This window comes from Variovorax sp. Root434 (assembly GCF_001426595.1).
GTDB lineage: Bacteria > Pseudomonadota > Gammaproteobacteria > Burkholderiales > Burkholderiaceae_C > Variovorax.
Genome location: NZ_LMEK01000028.1, coordinates 183,172 through 200,254, shown reverse-complemented (window position 1 = coordinate 200,254; position 17,083 = coordinate 183,172). Strand labels below are relative to the sequence as shown.

The 17,083-nt window shown below is 68.1% G+C and carries 16 protein-coding genes; 2 read left to right on the top strand and 14 right to left on the bottom strand.

Annotated features, from left to right (window positions below; translation table 11 throughout):
• Positions 1-349: 349 nt before the first annotated feature.
• Entirely contained in the window at positions 350-613 is a 264-nt protein-coding gene (locus ASD05_RS28425) for an AMP-binding enzyme (RefSeq protein WP_268810560.1), read from the top strand.
• An 18-nt stretch (positions 614-631) separates the two neighbouring features.
• On the opposite strand, the gene ASD05_RS31005 is transcribed toward ASD05_RS28425, so the two are convergent.
• From ASD05_RS31005 to ASD05_RS28355, 14 genes are all read right to left on the bottom strand, one after another.
• Entirely contained in the window at positions 632-2,134 is a 1,503-nt protein-coding gene (locus ASD05_RS31005; RefSeq protein ID WP_056599887.1) for an ABC transporter permease, read from the bottom strand.
• Positions 2,135-2,205: 71 nt separating this feature from the next.
• Entirely contained in the window at positions 2,206-3,042 is an 837-nt protein-coding gene (locus tag ASD05_RS28415; RefSeq protein WP_082572477.1) for an extracellular solute-binding protein, read from the bottom strand.
• A gap of 39 nt (positions 3,043-3,081) precedes the next feature.
• On the bottom strand, positions 3,082-5,001 hold the full coding sequence (locus ASD05_RS28410; protein WP_056599883.1) for a molybdopterin biosynthesis protein: 1,920 nt from the start codon (positions 4,999-5,001) through the stop codon (positions 3,082-3,084).
• Positions 4,998-6,251 carry a gephyrin-like molybdotransferase Glp gene (glp, locus tag ASD05_RS28405; protein WP_056599879.1) on the bottom strand — a complete coding sequence of 418 codons (1,254 nt, stop codon included), beginning with the start codon at positions 6,249-6,251 and terminating at the stop codon, positions 4,998-5,000. The genes ASD05_RS28410 and glp overlap by 4 nt, the downstream gene beginning before the upstream one ends.
• Before the next feature lie 39 nt (positions 6,252-6,290).
• The gene (locus ASD05_RS28400; protein ID WP_056599876.1) at positions 6,291-6,689 is read right to left on the bottom strand and encodes a hypothetical protein; all 399 of its coding nucleotides are present in this window, start codon (positions 6,687-6,689) and stop codon (positions 6,291-6,293) included.
• A complete protein-coding gene (locus tag ASD05_RS28395; RefSeq protein WP_056599873.1) occupies positions 6,686-7,954 on the bottom strand; it encodes a formate dehydrogenase subunit gamma in 1,269 nt (422 codons plus the stop codon). The genes ASD05_RS28400 and ASD05_RS28395 overlap by 4 nt, the downstream gene beginning before the upstream one ends.
• Before the next feature lie 12 nt (positions 7,955-7,966).
• A complete protein-coding gene (locus ASD05_RS28390; RefSeq protein ID WP_414930073.1) occupies positions 7,967-8,218 on the bottom strand; it encodes a hypothetical protein in 252 nt (83 codons plus the stop codon).
• Complete coding sequence (fdh3B, locus tag ASD05_RS28385; protein ID WP_007832884.1) at positions 8,215-8,835, bottom strand: formate dehydrogenase FDH3 subunit beta; 621 nt, start codon at positions 8,833-8,835, stop codon at positions 8,215-8,217. The genes ASD05_RS28390 and fdh3B overlap by 4 nt, the downstream gene beginning before the upstream one ends.
• A 9-nt stretch (positions 8,836-8,844) precedes the next feature.
• Positions 8,845-11,832, bottom strand: a complete 2,988-nt coding sequence (locus ASD05_RS28380) for a formate dehydrogenase subunit alpha (RefSeq protein WP_056599869.1) — start codon at positions 11,830-11,832, stop codon at positions 8,845-8,847.
• Between the two features lie 12 nt (positions 11,833-11,844).
• Positions 11,845-12,066, bottom strand: a complete 222-nt coding sequence (locus tag ASD05_RS28375; protein ID WP_056599866.1) for a hypothetical protein — start codon at positions 12,064-12,066, stop codon at positions 11,845-11,847.
• Between the two features lie 114 nt (positions 12,067-12,180).
• Positions 12,181-12,798 (bottom strand): molecular chaperone, encoded by a 618-nt coding sequence (locus ASD05_RS28370; protein WP_056599863.1) that lies wholly within the window; start codon positions 12,796-12,798, stop codon positions 12,181-12,183.
• Positions 12,795-14,873 carry a 4Fe-4S dicluster domain-containing protein gene (locus ASD05_RS28365; RefSeq protein ID WP_056599860.1) on the bottom strand — a complete coding sequence of 693 codons (2,079 nt, stop codon included), beginning with the start codon at positions 14,871-14,873 and terminating at the stop codon, positions 12,795-12,797. Before ASD05_RS28365 ends, ASD05_RS28370 begins: the two co-directional genes overlap by 4 nt.
• Positions 14,833-15,432, bottom strand: coding sequence for a DUF3306 domain-containing protein (locus ASD05_RS28360; protein WP_056599857.1), 600 nt, complete (start codon positions 15,430-15,432; stop codon positions 14,833-14,835). The genes ASD05_RS28365 and ASD05_RS28360 overlap by 41 nt, the downstream gene beginning before the upstream one ends.
• Positions 15,425-16,009 (bottom strand): DUF3305 domain-containing protein, encoded by a 585-nt coding sequence (locus tag ASD05_RS28355; protein ID WP_056599854.1) that lies wholly within the window; start codon positions 16,007-16,009, stop codon positions 15,425-15,427. Before ASD05_RS28355 ends, ASD05_RS28360 begins: the two co-directional genes overlap by 8 nt.
• A gap of 107 nt (positions 16,010-16,116) precedes the next feature.
• Between ASD05_RS28355 and ASD05_RS28350 the strand changes: the two genes are divergently transcribed.
• Positions 16,117-17,028, top strand: coding sequence for a formate dehydrogenase accessory sulfurtransferase FdhD (locus ASD05_RS28350; protein ID WP_056599850.1), 912 nt, complete (start codon positions 16,117-16,119; stop codon positions 17,026-17,028).
• The last annotated feature ends 55 nt before the right edge of the window (positions 17,029-17,083 follow it).

Here is a 17,083-nt window from a genome sequence, read left to right as displayed (position 1 = left end):
TCGCAAACAATGACGGGCATTTCGTGTCTCCGTGGAGGTGGGCTATTGAGGCCCCCAGTCTCTCGGAACAAAGCCGTTGCCGATTGCAGCGCGGCGCCATCACTTGCTTGGAAGTGCCACAACGTCCGCTGTGTCACCGGCCCAGACCAAACCCGCCATTCGGCCGGCGCCTCACAGGAAGACGTAGGTAGTGCTTGGAAGAGCGGTTGCGGGCACCGGCCGATCCCTGGCGCGCGCGGCTCGACCTCGCTGCCCAGCCACACTCAGGCAACCGCGAAAACACCCGGGGTCGATCGGCGAGAAACGCCTCGTCAAACTTCTGAAGTAGCCGTTCGGTCACGCCGAAGAGATTGAAGCTCAAGTCTTGACTCATCCGGGAGTTTCCGCCTGCGCGGTCGTCGGGCACCCCGATGAGCATTTCGGGCAGCGGATCGTCGCGTATGTCGTCTTGAAGGCCTCCGGAGTGACTTCGGACGATCTCAAGGTGCATCTGAAGGAGCACTGCCAGATGAGCGGCTACAAGGTTCCCAAAGCCATTCATATCCTCGACGCTTTGCCCACTGGGCTCACTGGCAAGCTCGACCGTCGTGCCCTGAGGAACGCCGGCGATTGACCTGCGCGTGGAGGAGCGCTACGGCCGCAGGCGCCAGCCGAGTTCGCCCTGAAGGAACTGGGCGGCCTCGGGGGGCAGATCCTCTGCGTCGAAGAAGCACGCCACGGGGCGCTCGACGACGATCCGTCCAGCATGCAGATAGGCCACGCGCGTGGCGAGGCGCTTGGCCTGCCCGAGGTTGTGGGTGCTCATCACGATCGTCACGCCGCTGTTGGCGACCTCCTCGATGAGAGCCTCGATTTCATTCTTGGCGCCGGGGTCCAGGCTGGCGGTCGGCTCGTCCAGGAACAGGATGTCCGGCTGCAGCGCCCAGGCGCGTGCGAGGCCAAGGCGCTGCTGCTGTCCGCCCGAAAGCGAACGAGCAGATCGCTCGGCGTGTTCGAGCAGGCCCACGTTTGCCAGGCTTTGGCGGCAGCGCTCGCTGCGCTCGGACGCCGGCACGCCGGAAAGCCAGAGGCCCACCCAGACATTGCGCCATACCGAGAGGCTCAACAGGAAGGGGCGCTGGAACAGCATGGCCCCTCGCGGAAGGCGGCCTTCGGGTTGCAGCGGCAAGGATTCGCAGCGACCTTCGCAGGGCAAAAGTCCATGCAGCAGCCGCAGCAGCGTGGTCTTGCCCGATCCGTTGGCTCCGATGAGGATGAGCCGGTCGCCTCGGCGCACGGTCAGCGATGCGTCGTTCAGCGCCGTCAACGAGCGGAAGCGCACCGTGACCCGGTCGGCCCGGATCAAAGGCGCCGCCTCGGTGGCAAGCGGCGTGCGAGGGGCGCGAGGAGCGGGTGTCCGGGGCGCCGCATGCGGCGTCACCTGAGGGGCGGCGCTCAGCGGGCGTGTGGCAAGCCAATGCAGCAGGCCGATGGCGCCGTTGACCGCGCCGACCACCGCCAGCAGCACGATGCCCAGCGCCAAGGCCAGCGCAAGATTCCCCTTGCTGGTCTCAAGTGCGATGGTGGTGGTCATCACGCGCGTGACGCCGGCGATGTTGCCGCCCACGATCATCACGGCCCCGACCTCGGCAATGGCCCGCGCGAAGGCCGTGAGCAGGACGGTGGCCACGCCCATCCGGTCGTGCACCAGCATCAGCAGCGAGGTGGTGAGCGGCCCGGCGCCCAGGGAGCGCAACTGGTCGCCGCCATCGGCCAGGGCCGCCATCACGAGCCGGCGTGACAGGGCGGCGATCAGCGGCGTGACGAGCACGCTCTGTGCCACCACCATCGCTGAAGGCGTGAACAGGATTCCCAGTTCGCCCAGCGGTCCCGAGCGCGAGAGCAGCAGGTACACCAGCAGGCCCACCACCACGGCGGGCAGGGCGAGCAGCGTGTTCACCAACCACACGGCCAGCGCGTGCCCCGGGTACCGCGCCACTGCCAGCCAGGCGCCCAGCAGCAGGCCGAACAGCGCGCCAATCGCGCAGGCCGTGGCGCTGACCTGCAGCGAGAGCGCCGTGATGCGTACGAGTTCGGGGTCGGCGTTTGTGATGAGTTGCCAGGCCAGTGCCCAGCCTTCGGTCATGGTGTTCATCGAAGGACGGCTCTCAATGCAAGCGCGAGGCCATGCTCATCACGCGGCCCATCCATCGACTGGGCCACCGTTCACTGGCTCGCGTTCGGGAAGAAGAGCTGCTCGCCGCCGATCTTGTACGAGGCGATCGCGGCTTGCCCGTCGCTCGACACCACCCAGTCGGAAAACGCCTGCGCCAGGTCTTTCTTGACGTGCGGATGCCTGGCCGGGTTCACGACGATCACGCCGTACTGGTTGAACAGCTGCCGGTCGCCCTCGACCACGATGCCCAGGTCGCCGCGGTTCTTGAAGTTGAGCCAGGTGCCACGGTCGGACAGCACATAGGCATTGGTGGAAGCGGCGATGTTGAGCGCCTGGCCCATGCCGCAGCCGCACTCCTTGTAGCCGGCGGGCTTGGCGGCCGCGAGGTCGATGCCCGCCAGTTTCCACTGGCGCAGCTCGGCCGCGTGGGTGCCGCTCTTGTCGCCGCGCGAAACGAACGCACCGCCCGTGGCGCCCAGCCGCTTGAGCGCGGCCGCGATGTCTTTGCCGCGCACGCCGGCCGGGTCGGTTTTCGGGCCGATCAGCACGAAGTCGTTGTACATGACCGCGCGGCGCGGGAGCCCGAAGCCCTCCGCGACAAACTTCTCCTCGGCGGGCTGGTCATGCACGAACAGCGCATCGGCATCGCCGCGGCGCGCCATGTCCAGCGCCTGGCCCGTGCCCACGGCCACCACGCGCACCTCGGTGCCCGTGGCTTTCGTGAACTGCGGCAGCAGGTGCTTGAACAGGCCGGACTGCTCGGTCGAGGTGGTGGAGGCCAGCACGATGAACTTTTCTTGCGCCTGGGCGATCGGCGCGAGCAGCGTGCCGACGAGGGCAGCGGCGAGGGCGAGGAAGTTGAGGCGTCTGCGCGAGGCCATCGTCATAGTGTGGGTCCTTGGAAGCTGAGGATGCCGTCCTGCGGGTCAGGCAGCGGGATCGACGCGAAAGCCCAGTCGGCTCAGCGCCTCGCGTGCGGCGGCCGATTGAAGCAAGGCAATGAACGCCTGCACGGGCGCGCGCTCGCGGCGTGCCTTGGGCACCGCGAAGTCGTAGCGCTCTTCCTGCACCGGGATGAAGCCCAGGCCGTACTGCCGTGCAACCGTGTCGATGGCCAAGCCCCAGTCGGCGCGCTGCTGCGCCACGGCCACGGCCACCGCGTTGTGCGACTTGGTCTGCACGCCGTAGCCGGGCGGCTTGGCGCTGCCGAGCAGGCGGTCGATGAGGATGCGCGTGCCGCTGCCTGCATTGCGGTTGACCATGGTGCAGCCGGGTCCGGCGATCGCGGCGGCGATGGCCGCGGCGGCATCGCGCCCTTCGAAGCGCACGTCCGACGGGCGATAGACGATGCCCTGCATGCGGCCATAGCCCGGAATCAGGTCCAGCTCCTGCGTGAGCAGTGGCCGGTTGTAGACGCCGGTGGCCGGGTCCATCAGGTGGATGCCCGCCACGTCGCATTCGCCGCGCCGGGCGGCCATCAGCCCGCCCGTGCTGCCCACGTTCATGGCCTTGATGCGGATGCCCTGGCGCACCAGCTCCCCGCCCAGCCAGTCCAGGCCCACACAATGGCTGCCGATGAGGATCAGGTCCGCGGCGTCCAGCCCCTGGCCCAGCAGCTGCACCTGCACGGGCGCGCCGGCATCGACGATCTCGGTGTGCTGGCCGATGGTGATGAACCCGTCCGCACTGCTGAACGTGGTGACCGAGCCCGAGCCCTTGCCCATCGGGTAGGCCGCGAGGCCTTGGTCGGTGGGCACCAGGCCCACGAGCAGGTACTCGGTGCGGCCGCGCTCGGAGTTCACGCGCATCGGCAGTTTGGCGTCCACATGCTCGCGCCGCTCCGGCTGCCGGCCGGCGAAGGCGCGGATCACGGGTGCCAGGAACTCGTGGAAGGTGAAGACCGCCGAGGTCGGAAAGCCCGGCAGGATCACGACCGGCTTGCCGCCCGTGACCGCCAGGCACACCGGCTTGCCGGGCTTGAGCGCCACGCCGTGCGCCACCACGCCCGGATCGCCGAGCGCGGCGACCACGCGGTAGGAGAGGTCGCCTTCGCCCTTGGAAGTGCCGCCCGAGAAGACCACGGCATCGCAGGCCAGTCCCTGCGCGAGCGCGGCCGACAGCGCGGCCTCGTCATCGGGAATCACGCCCAGCCGCACGGGCTGGCCGCCCAGTTCCTCGACGGCGGCGCCGATGATGGCGGCGTTGGAGTCGTACACCGCGCCCGTGGGCAGCGGCGCGCCGGGTGCGACGATTTCGTTGCCTGTGGAAAAGATGGCCACGCGCGGCTTGCGGTACACGCTCACCTCGGCCAGGCCGAGTGCCGCGATCACGCCGATCTCCCGCGAGCTCAGGGGCTGGCCGGCGCGCAGCACGGTTTCGCCGCGCGCGATGTCGGTGCCGGCGTAGCTGACGTTCTCGCCTTCGGTGGCCGCGCGGCGGATCTGCACCCGGCCGTCCTCGGCATCGGTGTGCTCCACCATCACCACTGCATCGGCGCCGCGCGGCAGCATGCCGCCCGTGGCGATCGCCGTCGCATGGCCGCCCGTCACTTCGCGCTGCGGCACGATGCCGGGCGCCAGGGTCTCGTCGGCGAGCGTCAGCAGGCGGGCCTGTTCTTCCATTGCCCCCCAGGTGTCGGCGGCCTGCACGGCAAAGCCATCGACGTTGGAACGGTCGAAGCCAGGCACGTCGATCGCGGCGACCACGTCTTCGGCCAGCACACGGCCCAGCGCCTCGTGCAGGGGAACGGTCTCGCGACCCAGTGGCGTGAGCTTGAGGTGTTCACGGAACCGGCGCTCGGCCTCGTCGCGCGTGACGACATCGAGAAATTGCGATTGGGGTTTCACAGGCACTCGTAAAGATGAACAGTGACTTCGGTGCCGGCCCCGAAGCCTTCGCTTTCGGCAGGGGCGATCACGAAGCCGTCGGCCCGCGTGGTCGAACTCAGCATGGACGCGCCAGACAGCGCGATTGGCTCCACGCCTTCTTCGCCGATCTTCACGCGCACGTAGTCGACGCGTCCGACCTGGGAGACGATCTTGCGCGCCACGGTTGCGCGTGTCTTGGGATAGGGCCAGTCGGCAGACCGGCCGCCGAGCCGGCGGATCGCACGCCCGGCAAAGAAGTCGTAAGCGCACAGGCAGGAGACGGGGTTGCCGGGCAGCAGGAAGACCAGCGTATCGCCGATGCGGCCCATGCCGGCCGGACTGGAGGGCCGCATCGCGATGCCGTGGATGGCCAGCTCGCCGAGTTCGGCCAGCAGGCGTGGCGCATGGTCCTCGGCACCCACGCTGGAGCCGCCGGAGATGAGCACCACGTCGGCACCGGGCGCCGCCAGTGCCTGCGCAATGACCTGCGGGTCGTCGCCCAGGCGCTGATGCGACTCGAGCAGGCCGCCGTCGCGCGCCACGAGGCCGTGCAAGGTCACGGAGTTGGCGTCGTAGATGTCGAAGGGCCCCTTGGGCGTGCCGGGCGCCCGCACTTCATTGCCGGTCACGAGCAGCCGCACGCGGGGCCTGCGCACCACCTGCAACTGCGCCTGGCCCAGCGAAGCGGCCAGCCCGGCGTCCTGCGGGCGAAGGCGTCGGCCTGCGGCCAGTGCGGTGCTGTCGCGCGCGATGTCCTCGCCGACGTGGCCCACATGCTGGCCCGGCGCCACGGCCCGCGTGATGGCCAGGCGCCCGTCCTGCTCGCTCGCGTACTCGGCGGGCACCACGGCATCCAGTTCCAGCGGTACCGGGGCGCCGGTCATGATGCGGATGGCTGCGCCCGCGGGCACGGCGCCATCGAAAGGCCGGCCGGGCCAGGCATGGCCCGCGATCGGAAATTCCAACGGGTTGTATTCACCGGCCCCCGTGGTCTCGCCGCCGCGCAGCGCATAACCGTCCATGGCCGAGCGGTCGAATTCGGGCACCGCGATGGGTGCGATCACCTCATGCAGCAGCACCCGTCCCGTGGCCTCTTCAACCGCCACGGTTTCGCCCGGCAGCAGCGGCGTGTGGGCGTCGATCCAGGCGAGCGCGTCGGGAACCTCTGCGCGCTGGGTGAAGCCGCGCATGCGCACATCGGTCGAGGCAGTTCGTTCGGGTGGGGGCATCAGTTTCAGTATCGCCCGCGCGTGCGCGGGGCGGCTGACTTAATTCTTGGGTGCGGGATGGGTCTGTGCCGAAGGCTGGTTCGTACTGGGCGGCGATGCAGCCGTGGTGGCCGGGGAATGTGCACCCGAGGCTTCGATGGGCTTGGTTTCGCCCGCGGGCGCCGCGGCGTAAGGGCCCGGGTCCACGCAGGGCGGTGTGGTCGCCGCGGCCGGTACCGGCTTGCCTGCGGACTGGGCGCTGGCGCGGTACTTGGCTGCGACCTGGTCCTGTGCCTTGCACAGCAGGTAGGCGTCGGTCTTGGCGCTCCATGCGGTGCGGGCCGCAGTCTCGGCGGCCTTCGCCTGCGCTTCTGGCGTGGGCGCTGGAAGCTTGGCGAAAACGGACGATGCAGCCAGCGGTAGCGCCAGCGCGCAGAGAAGAGTCAGCGTGTGCTTCATGCAGAGGTTCCTTGCGCGGTCGCCGGCCGTGCCGGGTCCGATGCGTCGGGGGGCGCCGAGCGCTGCGCCGGGATCTTGCCGGCCTCGATGTCGTCATACCAGAGGCGATGGTGCTCGCGCGCCCAGGTCTCGTCGACATAGCCTTCGCGCATCGCCTTGTAGGCGCCGGTCATGCCCAGCGTGCCGATGTAGATGTGGCCCAGGATCATCGCCATCATGAGCAGCGTGGCCACCGCATGCACCATGTGCGCGATCTGCATCTCGCCGCGCGTGTAGACGAAGCCGGGCAACAGCTTGTCGAGGAACAACCCCGAGCCGATGACGATGCTGCCCAGAAAGAGCACGCCGCCCCAGAACACGGCCTTCTCGCCGGCGTTGAAGCGGTGCGACGCGGGCTCCTTGCCGCCGAACAGGCCGCCGCCGTGCCGCAGCCAGGCGAGGTCTTCCGCCCGCGGCCAGTTGCTGCGGATGAAAGTGAAGATCATGAACAGCGTGGTCACGACGAACAGCGGCCCGACGAAGTTGTGCACGGTCTTGAGCATGTAGGTGAGCCAGCCGAACAGCGCGCTGCCGAGCACCGGCAACAGGAAGAACTTGCCGAAGGCCATCACGATGCCCGACAGCGCGAGCGTGACGAAGGCCAGCGCGTTCGACCAGTGCGTGGCGCGCTCGAACGGCGTGAAGCGCTCGATCTTGCGTCCGGTCTCGGCGCCGTGCAGGCGGATCGGCCCGCGCGTGAAATGGAAGATGGCCAGCGCCAGCAGCACGACGAAGAGCAGCGCCGCGCCGTACGGAATGATCCAGTTGTTGCGCACCTGCCGCCAGGCCTCGCCCGCGTTGGTGAAGCGCGAGCCCGGGTACTGCACGAAGCGCTGGATCAGGTTGCCGGCCTCGGGCGCCTCGCTCACGGGCAGGCTGCTGTAGCCGGTGACGCCACCGCTCACCTGGCGCCACATCGGCGCGTTGTTGCCGGGCTGCACCTTGTTGCGCTCGCCGTTGGTCTGGTTGAGGTAGTTCGGGTCGGCGCTGGCCTCGGGCTTGACCTCGAAGATGTTCTGGCTGCGGATGCCGCCCTCGGCCTTCGGTGCGGCAGCGGCGGTGGAAGCGGTGGAAGCGGAAGCAGGCGAAGCAGGGGCGGGCGAAGCCGCGACGGCGCCGCTCGCGGCCGGGTTGGCGTCCTGGGCCAGCGCCACCGCCGCACAGCCCAGGAGCGCGGTCGCCAACAGCGCGTGGAACGCCCGCCCGGTGCGAATGGTGACGCTCATGCGGCCTCCGGTTCAGTTTTCTCGGATGTACTCGTTCTGCCCGTTGGAGCGAGCCTTGATCTGCTGCTCCCACGCCGTCTTGTCGCCCACCTTCCAGCCGGGCGCGGTGAAGGCCGTGCCGGTGTTGGCCTGCGTGCCGGTGCCGCTCCAGGGCACTGCATCGTGCTTGACGCCCTCCGCGTTCGTCTGCGGCTTCTCGGTGCAGGCCGCAAGCAGCATCGCGCCCGAAGCGAGCACGACGAGGGTCGCGACCGCGCGCTTCACTTGGTGCCTCCGGTGGTCGGTGTGCCGGCCTGCTGCGAGCCATAGGCCGTGCCCCAGCCCCAGACTTCGGCGCCCGTGCCGCGTTGCACGACGCGGGTGCGGAAGATGTCGGCCACCACGTCGCCGTCGCCGGCCAGCAGCGCCTTGGTCGAGCACATCTCGGCACAGGCCGGCAGCTTGCCTTCGGCCAGGCGGTTGCGGCCGTACTTCTCGAACTCGGCTTCGGAGCCGTTGGCTTCGGGGCCGCCGGCGCAGAAGGTGCACTTGTCCATCTTGCCGCGTGCGCCGAAGGTGCCTTGCGACGGGAACTGCGGCGCGCCGAAGGGGCAGGCGTACGAGCAGTAGCCGCAGCCGATGCACACGTCCTTGTCGTGCAGCACCACGCCTTCCTCGGTGCGGTAGAAGCATTGCACGGGGCACACCGCCATGCAGGGTGCGTCGGAGCAATGCATGCAGGCCACCGAGATCGATTTCTCGCCCGGCAGGCCGTCATTGAGCGTGACCACGCGGCGGCGATTCACGCCCCAGGGCACCTCGTTCTCGTTCTTGCAGGCCGTGACACAGCCGTTGCACTCGATGCAGCGCTCGGAATCGCAGACGAATTTCATTCTTGCCATGGTGATTCCTCAAGCTTTCTCGATGTTGCAGACCGTGGTCTTGGTCTCTTGCATCATGGTGACGCTGTCGTAGCCGTAGGTCGTGCCGGTGTTGATGGCCTCGCCGCGCACGACAGGCGCCGCGCCCTTCGGGTAGTAGGCGAGCAGGTCCTGGCCCTGCCAGCGGCCCGAGAAGTGGAAGGGCATGAACACCGTGTCGGGCCCGACGCGCTCGGTCACCAGAGCCTGCACGTTGAGCTTGGCGCCGGTGGGCGTGTGCACCCAGGCGCGCTCGCCATTGCGGATGTTCTTCTCGGCCGCCACTTTCGGATTGATCTCGATGAACATCTCCTGCTGCAGCTCGGCCAGCCAGGGGTTGGAGCGCGTTTCCTCGCCGCCGCCCTCGTACTCGACGAGCCGGCCCGAGGTCATGATGTACGGGAATTTCTCGGCGATCTTGTCGGCAATGTTCTTCTGCTGCACGGTCTTGTAGAGCGTGGGCAGGCGCCAGAAGGCCATCTTGTCGTCGTGGGTCGGGTACTTCGCGGCCAGGTCGGGGCGCGTGCCGTAGAGCGGCTCGCGGTGTTGCGGAATGCCATCCGGAAAATTCCACACGACGGCCCGCGCCTTGGCATTGCCGAAGGGGTGGCAGCCGTGGTTCTTCATGAACACGCGGATCATGCCGCCCGAGCTGTCGGTCTTCCAGTTCTTGCCTTCCGCCTTGGGCTTCTCGGCGTCGGACAGCTCGTCCCACCACCCGAGCTTCTTGAGCAACATGTGGTCCAGTTCGGGATAGCCCGTGGTGATGTCGGCACCGAGCGAGTACGAGCCGTCTTCGGCCAGAAGGTTCTTGCCATTGCGCTCGACACCGAAGTTCGCGCGGAAGTTGCCGCCCCCATCCATCACGTGCTTGGACGTGTCGTAGAGGTTGGGCGAGCCGGGATGCTTCAGCTCGGGCGTGCCGTAGCAGGGCCAGGGCAGTCCGAAGTAGTCCCCCGAGATGTCGTAGCCGTTGACCTTGTCCTTGACGGAGCCCTTGGCCTTGAGCGTGCGCACGTCGAAGGCGGCCATGTTGCGCATGTGCGCCTGCAGCCGCTCGGGGCTCTGGCCCGAATAGCCGACGGCCCAGCAGGACTTGTTGATCTCGCGCAGGATGTCGTCCGGCACGGGCTCGTCCATGCCCTTGACCTTCTGCATCTTGTAGTTCTTGCTGAGCTCCTTGCCGAAGCCCAGCCGGTCGGCGAACTGCTGCATGATCATGTGGTCGCTGCGGCTTTCCCACAGCGGCTCGATCACCTTCTCGCGCCATTGGACCGACCGGTTCGACGCCGTCACCGATCCGCTGGTTTCGAACTGCGTGCACGCGGGCAGCAGGTAGACCGCGCGGTTCGCATTGGCGTCTTCGGGCCTGCCCGGCATAGCGGCCATCGCGGCCGTGGCCGACGGATAGGGGTCGACCACCACCAGCAGATCGAGCTTGTCCATTGCCCGCTTCATCTCGAGGCCACGGGTCTGTGAGTTGGGCGCATGGCCCCAGTAGAAGACGCCGCGAAGGTTCGAGTCCTGGTCGATCAGCTCGTTCTTCTCGAGCACGCCGTCGATCCAGCGCGACACCGTGATGCCGGGCTTGCTCATCATCGCGGGCGATGCGAAGCGGCCCTTGATCCATTCGAAGTCCACGCCCCAGGTGGCGGCGAAGTGCTTCCACGACCCTTCGAGCAGGCCGTAGTAGCCCGGCAGCGAATCGGGGTTCGGGCCGACGTCGGTCGCGCCCTGCACGTTGTCATGTCCGCGGAAGATGTTGGTGCCGCCGCCCGACGTGCCGACGTTGCCGAGCGCGAGCTGCAGGATGCACGAAGCCCGCACGATGGCGTTGCCGATGGTGTGCTGCGTCTGGCCCATGCACCAGACCACGGTGCCGGGGCGGTTCTCGTGCAGCATGGTCGCGATCTTCAATACCTGGGCTTCGCCGACGCCGCAGGCCTCCTCGACCTTGTCGGGCGTCCACTTGCTCATGACGTCCGCGCGCACCTCGTCCATGCCGTAGACACGATCGTTGATGTAGCGCTTGTCTTCCCAGCCGTTCTTGAAGATGTGGTGCAGGATGCCGAACAGGAACGCGATGTCCGAACCCGAGCGGATGCGCACGTATTCGTGGGCCTTGGCCGCGGTGCGGGTGAAGCGCGGGTCGACCACGATCATCTTGCAGCCGTGTTCCTTGGCGTGCAGCATGTGCAGCATGCTCACGGGGTGCGCCTCGGCCGCATTCGAGCCGATGTACATCGCGACCTTCGCGTTGCGCATGTCGTTGTACGAATTGGTCATGGCGCCGTAGCCCCATGTATTCGCCACGCCTGCGACCGTGGTCGAGTGGCAGATGCGCGCCTGGTGGTCGCAGTTGTTGCTGCCGAAGAAGCTCACGAACTTGCGCAGCAGGTACGACTGCTCGTTACTGTGCTTGCTCGAACCGATCCAGTAGATCGCGTCGGGCCCGCTGGCCTTGGTGAGCTCCTTGAGCTTGGCCACGATTTCGTCGAGCGCGGTGTCCCAGCTGATGCGCTCGTACTTGCCGTTGACGAGCTTCATCGGGTAGCGCAGGCGGTATTCGCCATGGCCGTGTTCGCGCAGCGCGGCGCCCTTGGCGCAGTGGGCGCCGAGGTTGATGGGCGAGTCGAACACGGGCTCCTGCCGGACCCACACACCGTTCTCGACCACGGCGTCGGACGCGCAGCCGACCGAGCAGTGCGAGCACACGGTGCGCTTCACCTCGATCTTGCCGGCGCCGATGGCCGCGGGCTTGCCGTCGGCGGCCTTGGCCTTCTGGATCAGCGTGAGCTGGCTGGCGGCAAGGCCCACACCGACGCCGAGGCCGGAGCGCCGCAGGAAGGCGCGCCGGTCCATCGTCGGCAGCGCGTTCGCGAGGCCGCGCCGAAGGCTGTGGACGAAGGGCGACGCGTGGTTGGACGCGCCGGAGGCAGGTTGACTCGCGGTGCCTGGGGATTTTCTGGTCAGAAGCACAACAGGTACTCCTCAGGCTGAAGCGGTCGCGTAGTAGCGCTTGACGTGCTCGCTCAGGGAATAGCCGCCGCCGTTTTCAGGCGCGGGTGGCAGGGGGGAGGGGGCGGCGACGGGCGTCTCGACCACCTTCGGAAGCGCCGTGACGGCCACTGCGGCGACGCCGGCCGTTGCGGCACCGAGGAAGAATCCCCGACGGGATGCCGGCTTGAGGCCGGTATTTTGGCTGTCCTGCATGCTGACTCCCGGAGTGGCTGGGCCCGACGAGAGAAGGGAAACCCGTCCGCCCTTACAAATACTAGACCAGCAGCAACCGGTGAGCAACCTGGATAGCCCTTGCGTTCCGTGGCCTCAGGCCAGCATGTCGAAGGCCTGCGTCTCGACGTCGCCGAACGCGCGCGTGAAGACGGCGAGCGCCGCGTAGAACCGGGCCTTCGGATGCTGCGAAACGGCCTCGCACAGGGCTGGCAGCCAGGGCTGGATGTGCTTCGAGAAGATGGCCTGCTGCTGCGTGAGGTTGGCGACCGCTGCGTCTTCGCCGGCGATCAGGTAGCGCATGACCTCGAACAGGCAGGCGATGTGGTCCTCGGTCTCGTAGGTGGCCTCGGTGCGCGCCAGGCCCAGCCGGTCGAGGTCGTTGCGCAACTGCACGAGCGGCTTGTCGTTGAGGAAGCCGCTCAGGTAGTGCGAGCCGAAGAGGAAGACCTCGGGCTTGCCGATGCCGCCGAAGAGCGCGTCGTATTCGTCGTGCGCGGCGGCCGGGCTCGTGTCGCGCGCGATGCCGACCAGCTGGCGCCACGGTTCCTCGAGAAAGGCGCCCGCGGCAGGCGCCTCGGTGGGCGCCACCTGGAAGGCCTCCAGCAGCCCGGCATCGGGTGCGGCGTACCAGAGCCGCGCCAGCAGGCCGTAGAGCTCCGCCCGGGCCACTTCCTCGTCGAGTGCGGAAGAGGCGGGAAAGGTCTGGCTCATAGCGGGGCGATCTTCACTTCGTTGGTGGCACTGTAGAGGTCGATGACGCGGCAGTCGCTGCACATCTTGAGGCGCTCCAGCGCTTCGCCCTGGAACATCGCATGTCCGGCCAGCTTGCCGAGCATGGCCTCGATCGCCTTCTGCGTACCGAAGGGCTTGCTGCAGCGGATGCAGACCCAGGGTTTGGCCTCGTTCAGCAGCACCTGCTGCTTGCGCTCAGGCGCAGCCAGCAGGCGCGGCAGGAGCGAGACGGCGTCTTCGGGGCATGTGGTCTCGCACAAGCCGCATTGAACGCAGTTCTTCTCGATGAAGCGCAGCTGCGGCGCGCTCTGGCTGTCCAGCAGCGCGCCCGACGGGCAGGCGCCGACGCAGGCCAGGCACAGCGTGCACTTGTCCTTGTCGACCGCGATGGCGCCGAGCGGCGATCCTGCCGGCAACCCGAAAGCCAGCGGTGCGTCGAGCTGCGTCTGCAGGGCGGGCGCCGTGCCCATCAGGTGGTCGAGCGCCATTTCGAGCCGGTCGCGCTTGTCGGCGCCGACGGCGAAGCGGGCGGGGGTGGCCGGCACGCGCTGCGTGGTCGTGCGCAAGCTGGCCAGCGCGGCATCCAGAACGGCGGGCGAGTCGGCTTCGATCACGCGGAAATGCGTGCCGGTGTAGCCCAGGCCCAGCAATAGCGCCTGCGCGATGTCCATCTGCGTCTTGAGTGCCGCGAGGTACTGCGGCGCTTCCTCTCCGGTGCAAAGCACCGCCACCTGCGAGGCGCCGAAGGCGATCGCGCTCAGCCACAGGTCGATGCCGGTGCTGGCCGCATGAAAGAGGTCTACGGGAATCACCTGCGCCGGCACGCCCTGCGCCTTGCCGAGCTGCGCCTGTCGGCCGAGTTGCTCGAGCAGCGCCTGGCCGCCTTCCTGGCTGTGCAGCAGCAGCGCGGCGTCGCGGCCGCCCGCCGATGCATAGGTGGCGAGCAGCTTGCGCAGCTTGAGCCCCTGGTCGGGCGCGCGCGGGTAGGTGTAGCCCAGCGCGCCCGTCGGGCACACCGTGGTACAGGCGCCGCAGCCCACGCACAGGTTCGGGTTGACCACGATGCGCTGGCGTTCCTTGTCGCTGCTCACGGCATGGGCCGAGCACACGTCGATGCAGGCATTGCAGCCGACCACCTCGTTGCGGCTGTGCGCGCAGAGCTTCTGCTTGTAGTCGAAGAACTTGGGCTTTTCGAATTCCCCGACCAGTTCGCGCACGCGCAGCAGCGTCTGCAGGCCCTCGGCATGCGCGACGCCGCCGGACAGGTGGAAATAGCCCTGCGGCGGCGCGTGCCAGTTGATAAGCGGCGCGGTGCCAAGGTCGAGCACGAGGTCGAACGCCGCATCGAGCGCCTGGGGCTCGCGGCTGAAATCGATGGCGCCCGCCGCGCTGCAGGCGCGCTCGCAATCGCGGTGCGAGGTGCAGCGCGCGTTGTCGATCCGGTAGTCCAGCCCGATGGCCTGCTCGGGGCAGGCGACGACACAGGCGTTGCAGCGGGTGCACAGGTCGAGGTCGATCGCGTTGTCGTGCGTCCAGTGCAGCGTGAAGGCGCCGAGCCAGCCGGTGAGCGAATCGATGCGCCCGGCAATCACCGGCCAGCGGCGCGCCTGTGCGCCGCCGACTGCACCGGGCCCCTGCGCGAGCAAGGTCACGTCGAGCGTGTCGCCGACCAGCGCCGCGGCGCGCTCGGCTTCGTCGAGCGGGCCGATGATCAGCAGGCGGCCCTGGCTGATGTAGCTCACGGTCGAGACGGGCTCGGGCTCGGGCAGGCTGGCGGCGGCCAGCAGCGCGGCGATTTTCGGCATCGCGCTCTTGGCGTCGCGGCTCCAGCCCCCCGTCTCGCGGATGTTGATGAAGCGGATCGGCGAGGTCGCGTCGGGCGTCTGCGTGGCGAGTTCGCCGAAGAGCCGCTTTTCCTGGGTGCAGGCGACCACGACCTCGTCGCCGGACTGGATGGCGCGCTGGAAGGAAGTCGCCTCGCGGCGGCACAGCGACGAATGCAGCGGAAGCGTTTCAGCCAGTGCCGCGCCGAGGGTCTTCGGCTCCAGCGGCATCGTCTGGTTGCAGTCGCAAATCAGCGTGGTGGTCATCGGTTTCTTGGCTGGCGGGCTGCATCTGGGCAACCGGCGGGCTGGGAAGCGTTTCACATTCCCTGGACTGTGCCACTTTCGCTGCCTCGTCGGCGTCGGGGGTTTCCGGGGGAGTGTCTTCGGGTGCCTCGTCGAAGAGCTTGAGGAACTTGGCGCTCGCCATCTGGCGCAGCACGCTCTCGGGCACGGGGGTGGATCGGGAATAGTCGTCGACGTAGGTGTCGAGGCCGTCCATCACGTTGAAATGCGGATCGGAAAAGAGCTTGCGCAAGGCCGCGTTCTTGACCTCGGGCGCGACCTCCCTGGCCAGGAAGGGCTTGTAGTCCGACTCGATGCCCAGCGCGTCCACATCGGCGAGCGTCAGTGGTGGCGGAGCTTCCTGTTCACCCTCCGGGGGCAGGGCGGCGGCAGCCTCCGCGACGGGGGTGGGCGCAGCCGGCGGGGCCTTTTCTTCCACGGCGGTCTCGGCCGCCCGCACCTCCTGCTTGCGGCGCGACCACCGTCCGAGAAAACCCTCAGACATCGCCAGCGCCCCGCCCGCGCTTCTTCTCGGTCGTCACGCTCGCGGCGTTGCCGAAACGGTCGACCAGCGACCGGAAGCTCTCGGGCCGCCGGCGGCGTTTGGGTTCGATCACGTAGTGCTCGTCCACGAAGGCGCGTACCCAGTCGACCACCTCTGCAGGTGCCGGAACCTGTTCCACGGTTTCCTGCGCATCGAGCCAGCGCCCGGCCTCGTAGTAGCTCAGCGTCACCACGACCGGCCGCGGGATGGGCTCGGACGCGAGCGTTGCCTCCTCGTCCATGCGCCACAGCACGAACCAGCACGGCGTTGGCGTGATCGCGTTGAGGTGGTAGCCCTCGGCCTCGTCGCGGAACAGCTCGACCTTGAAGCCGGGGTGCAGCCAGTGCTGCTCGCCGCCGTCATTGCGCAGCAGGCGCGGCTCGGTGCCAAAGCCGGGCTCGTCGGGCAGCACGCTGTCGAGCGTCCAGCGCCAGGGCTGCCAGTGGCTCGAGGGGCCATGCAGGCGCTCGCGGCGCATGACCACCGCGACGTCGAGCGCCGGGCGGCCGTTGGCGGCAGGAGTGTCCGAGGAAGGCATCGAACGAACGATAGCCGATGGCACGAAAGCCTGCGAGAAGTATCCCCTTCGACGGGAGGCCCGCGGATCCGGCATGTCGCGGCAGTGCGGTGGCGTAGGATTCCTGCATGACCCCACCTGAAGACGAAGCGCCGCAGGCCTTTGATGCGGTACAGCTATCCACGCGTGCCGGCACGCCTCGCCTGAATCAGGCGCGCAGCCCGCTGTTGCGCCGCATCGAGATCGTCGACCAGCACGGAGAACGGCGCGACATCGATATTCCGGCGGAGCGGCCGTTGACCGTTTTCGTGGACAAGCGCGAGCTCGTCACGCTGATGACCCTGGGCGCCTCGCCGGAGTTGCTGGTGTTGGGCTATCTGCTGAATCAGGACCTGATCCAGCGCGCAAGCGACATCGAGAGCATCGATGTCGACTGGAGCGTGGATGCGGCCGCCGTGAAGTCGCATCGCGGCGTCGCCAGACTCATTGAGAAGACCGCGCGCCGGGTCGTGACGACAGGTTGCGGGCAAGGCACCGTTTTCGGCGATGCGATGGCCCAGATCGGCTCCGTCCGCCTGCCGGTGGCGCAATCGGCGCGCATCGCCCAAAGCACGCTGCTGCGGATTCTCGAACTGATGAGATCGCGCAACAGCGTGCATCGGCACGCGGGGTCGGTGCACGGCTGTGCGCTGTTCCGCGGGACCGACATGCTGGTGTTCGTGGAAGACGTCGGAAGGCACAACGCCATCGACACCATCGCAGGGTGGATGGCGGTCCATGGCATCGACGGTGGCGACAAGGTCTTCTATACGACGGGGCGGCTGACGAGCGAGATGGTGATGAAGTCGGCCCACATGGGTGTGCCGATCATCGTCTCGCGCAATGGCGTCACCGCGATGGGGCACGAGCTGGCAGTCAAGCTCGGCATGACGCTGTTCGGTCGAGCCGCCAATCGCCACTTTCTCTGCTACTGCGGGTTCGAGCGTTTCGATGCCGAGCCGCTGCCGCACGACCAGCCGCAGGACAAGACTGCGCAGTAAGTCATTAGGCCTCCGCCCCTCATTCCGATTGCGCGCTGAGCGCCCCTTTCCAGTG

Coding starts and splice junctions, on each gene's coding strand:
- ASD05_RS28360 (WP_056599857.1), bottom strand. CDS start 15,432: ATGTCTGAGGGTTTTCTCGGACGGTGGTCGCGCCGCAAGCAGGAGGTG.
- ASD05_RS28355 (WP_056599854.1), bottom strand. CDS start 16,009: ATGCCTTCCTCGGACACTCCTGCCGCCAACGGCCGCCCGGCGCTCGAC.
- ASD05_RS28350 (WP_056599850.1), top strand. CDS start 16,117: ATGACCCCACCTGAAGACGAAGCGCCGCAGGCCTTTGATGCGGTACAG.
- ASD05_RS28365 (WP_056599860.1), bottom strand. CDS start 14,873: ATGCCGCTGGAGCCGAAGACCCTCGGCGCGGCACTGGCTGAAACGCTT.
- fdh3B (WP_007832884.1), bottom strand. CDS start 8,835: ATGGCAAGAATGAAATTCGTCTGCGATTCCGAGCGCTGCATCGAGTGC.
- ASD05_RS28400 (WP_056599876.1), bottom strand. CDS start 6,689: ATGAAGCACACGCTGACTCTTCTCTGCGCGCTGGCGCTACCGCTGGCT.
- glp (WP_056599879.1), bottom strand. CDS start 6,251: ATGCCCCCACCCGAACGAACTGCCTCGACCGATGTGCGCATGCGCGGC.
- ASD05_RS28415 (WP_082572477.1), bottom strand. CDS start 3,042: ATGACGATGGCCTCGCGCAGACGCCTCAACTTCCTCGCCCTCGCCGCT.
- ASD05_RS28395 (WP_056599873.1), bottom strand. CDS start 7,954: ATGAGCGTCACCATTCGCACCGGGCGGGCGTTCCACGCGCTGTTGGCG.
- ASD05_RS28375 (WP_056599866.1), bottom strand. CDS start 12,066: ATGCAGGACAGCCAAAATACCGGCCTCAAGCCGGCATCCCGTCGGGGA.
- ASD05_RS31005 (WP_056599887.1), bottom strand. CDS start 2,134: ATGAACACCATGACCGAAGGCTGGGCACTGGCCTGGCAACTCATCACA.
- ASD05_RS28370 (WP_056599863.1), bottom strand. CDS start 12,798: ATGAGCCAGACCTTTCCCGCCTCTTCCGCACTCGACGAGGAAGTGGCC.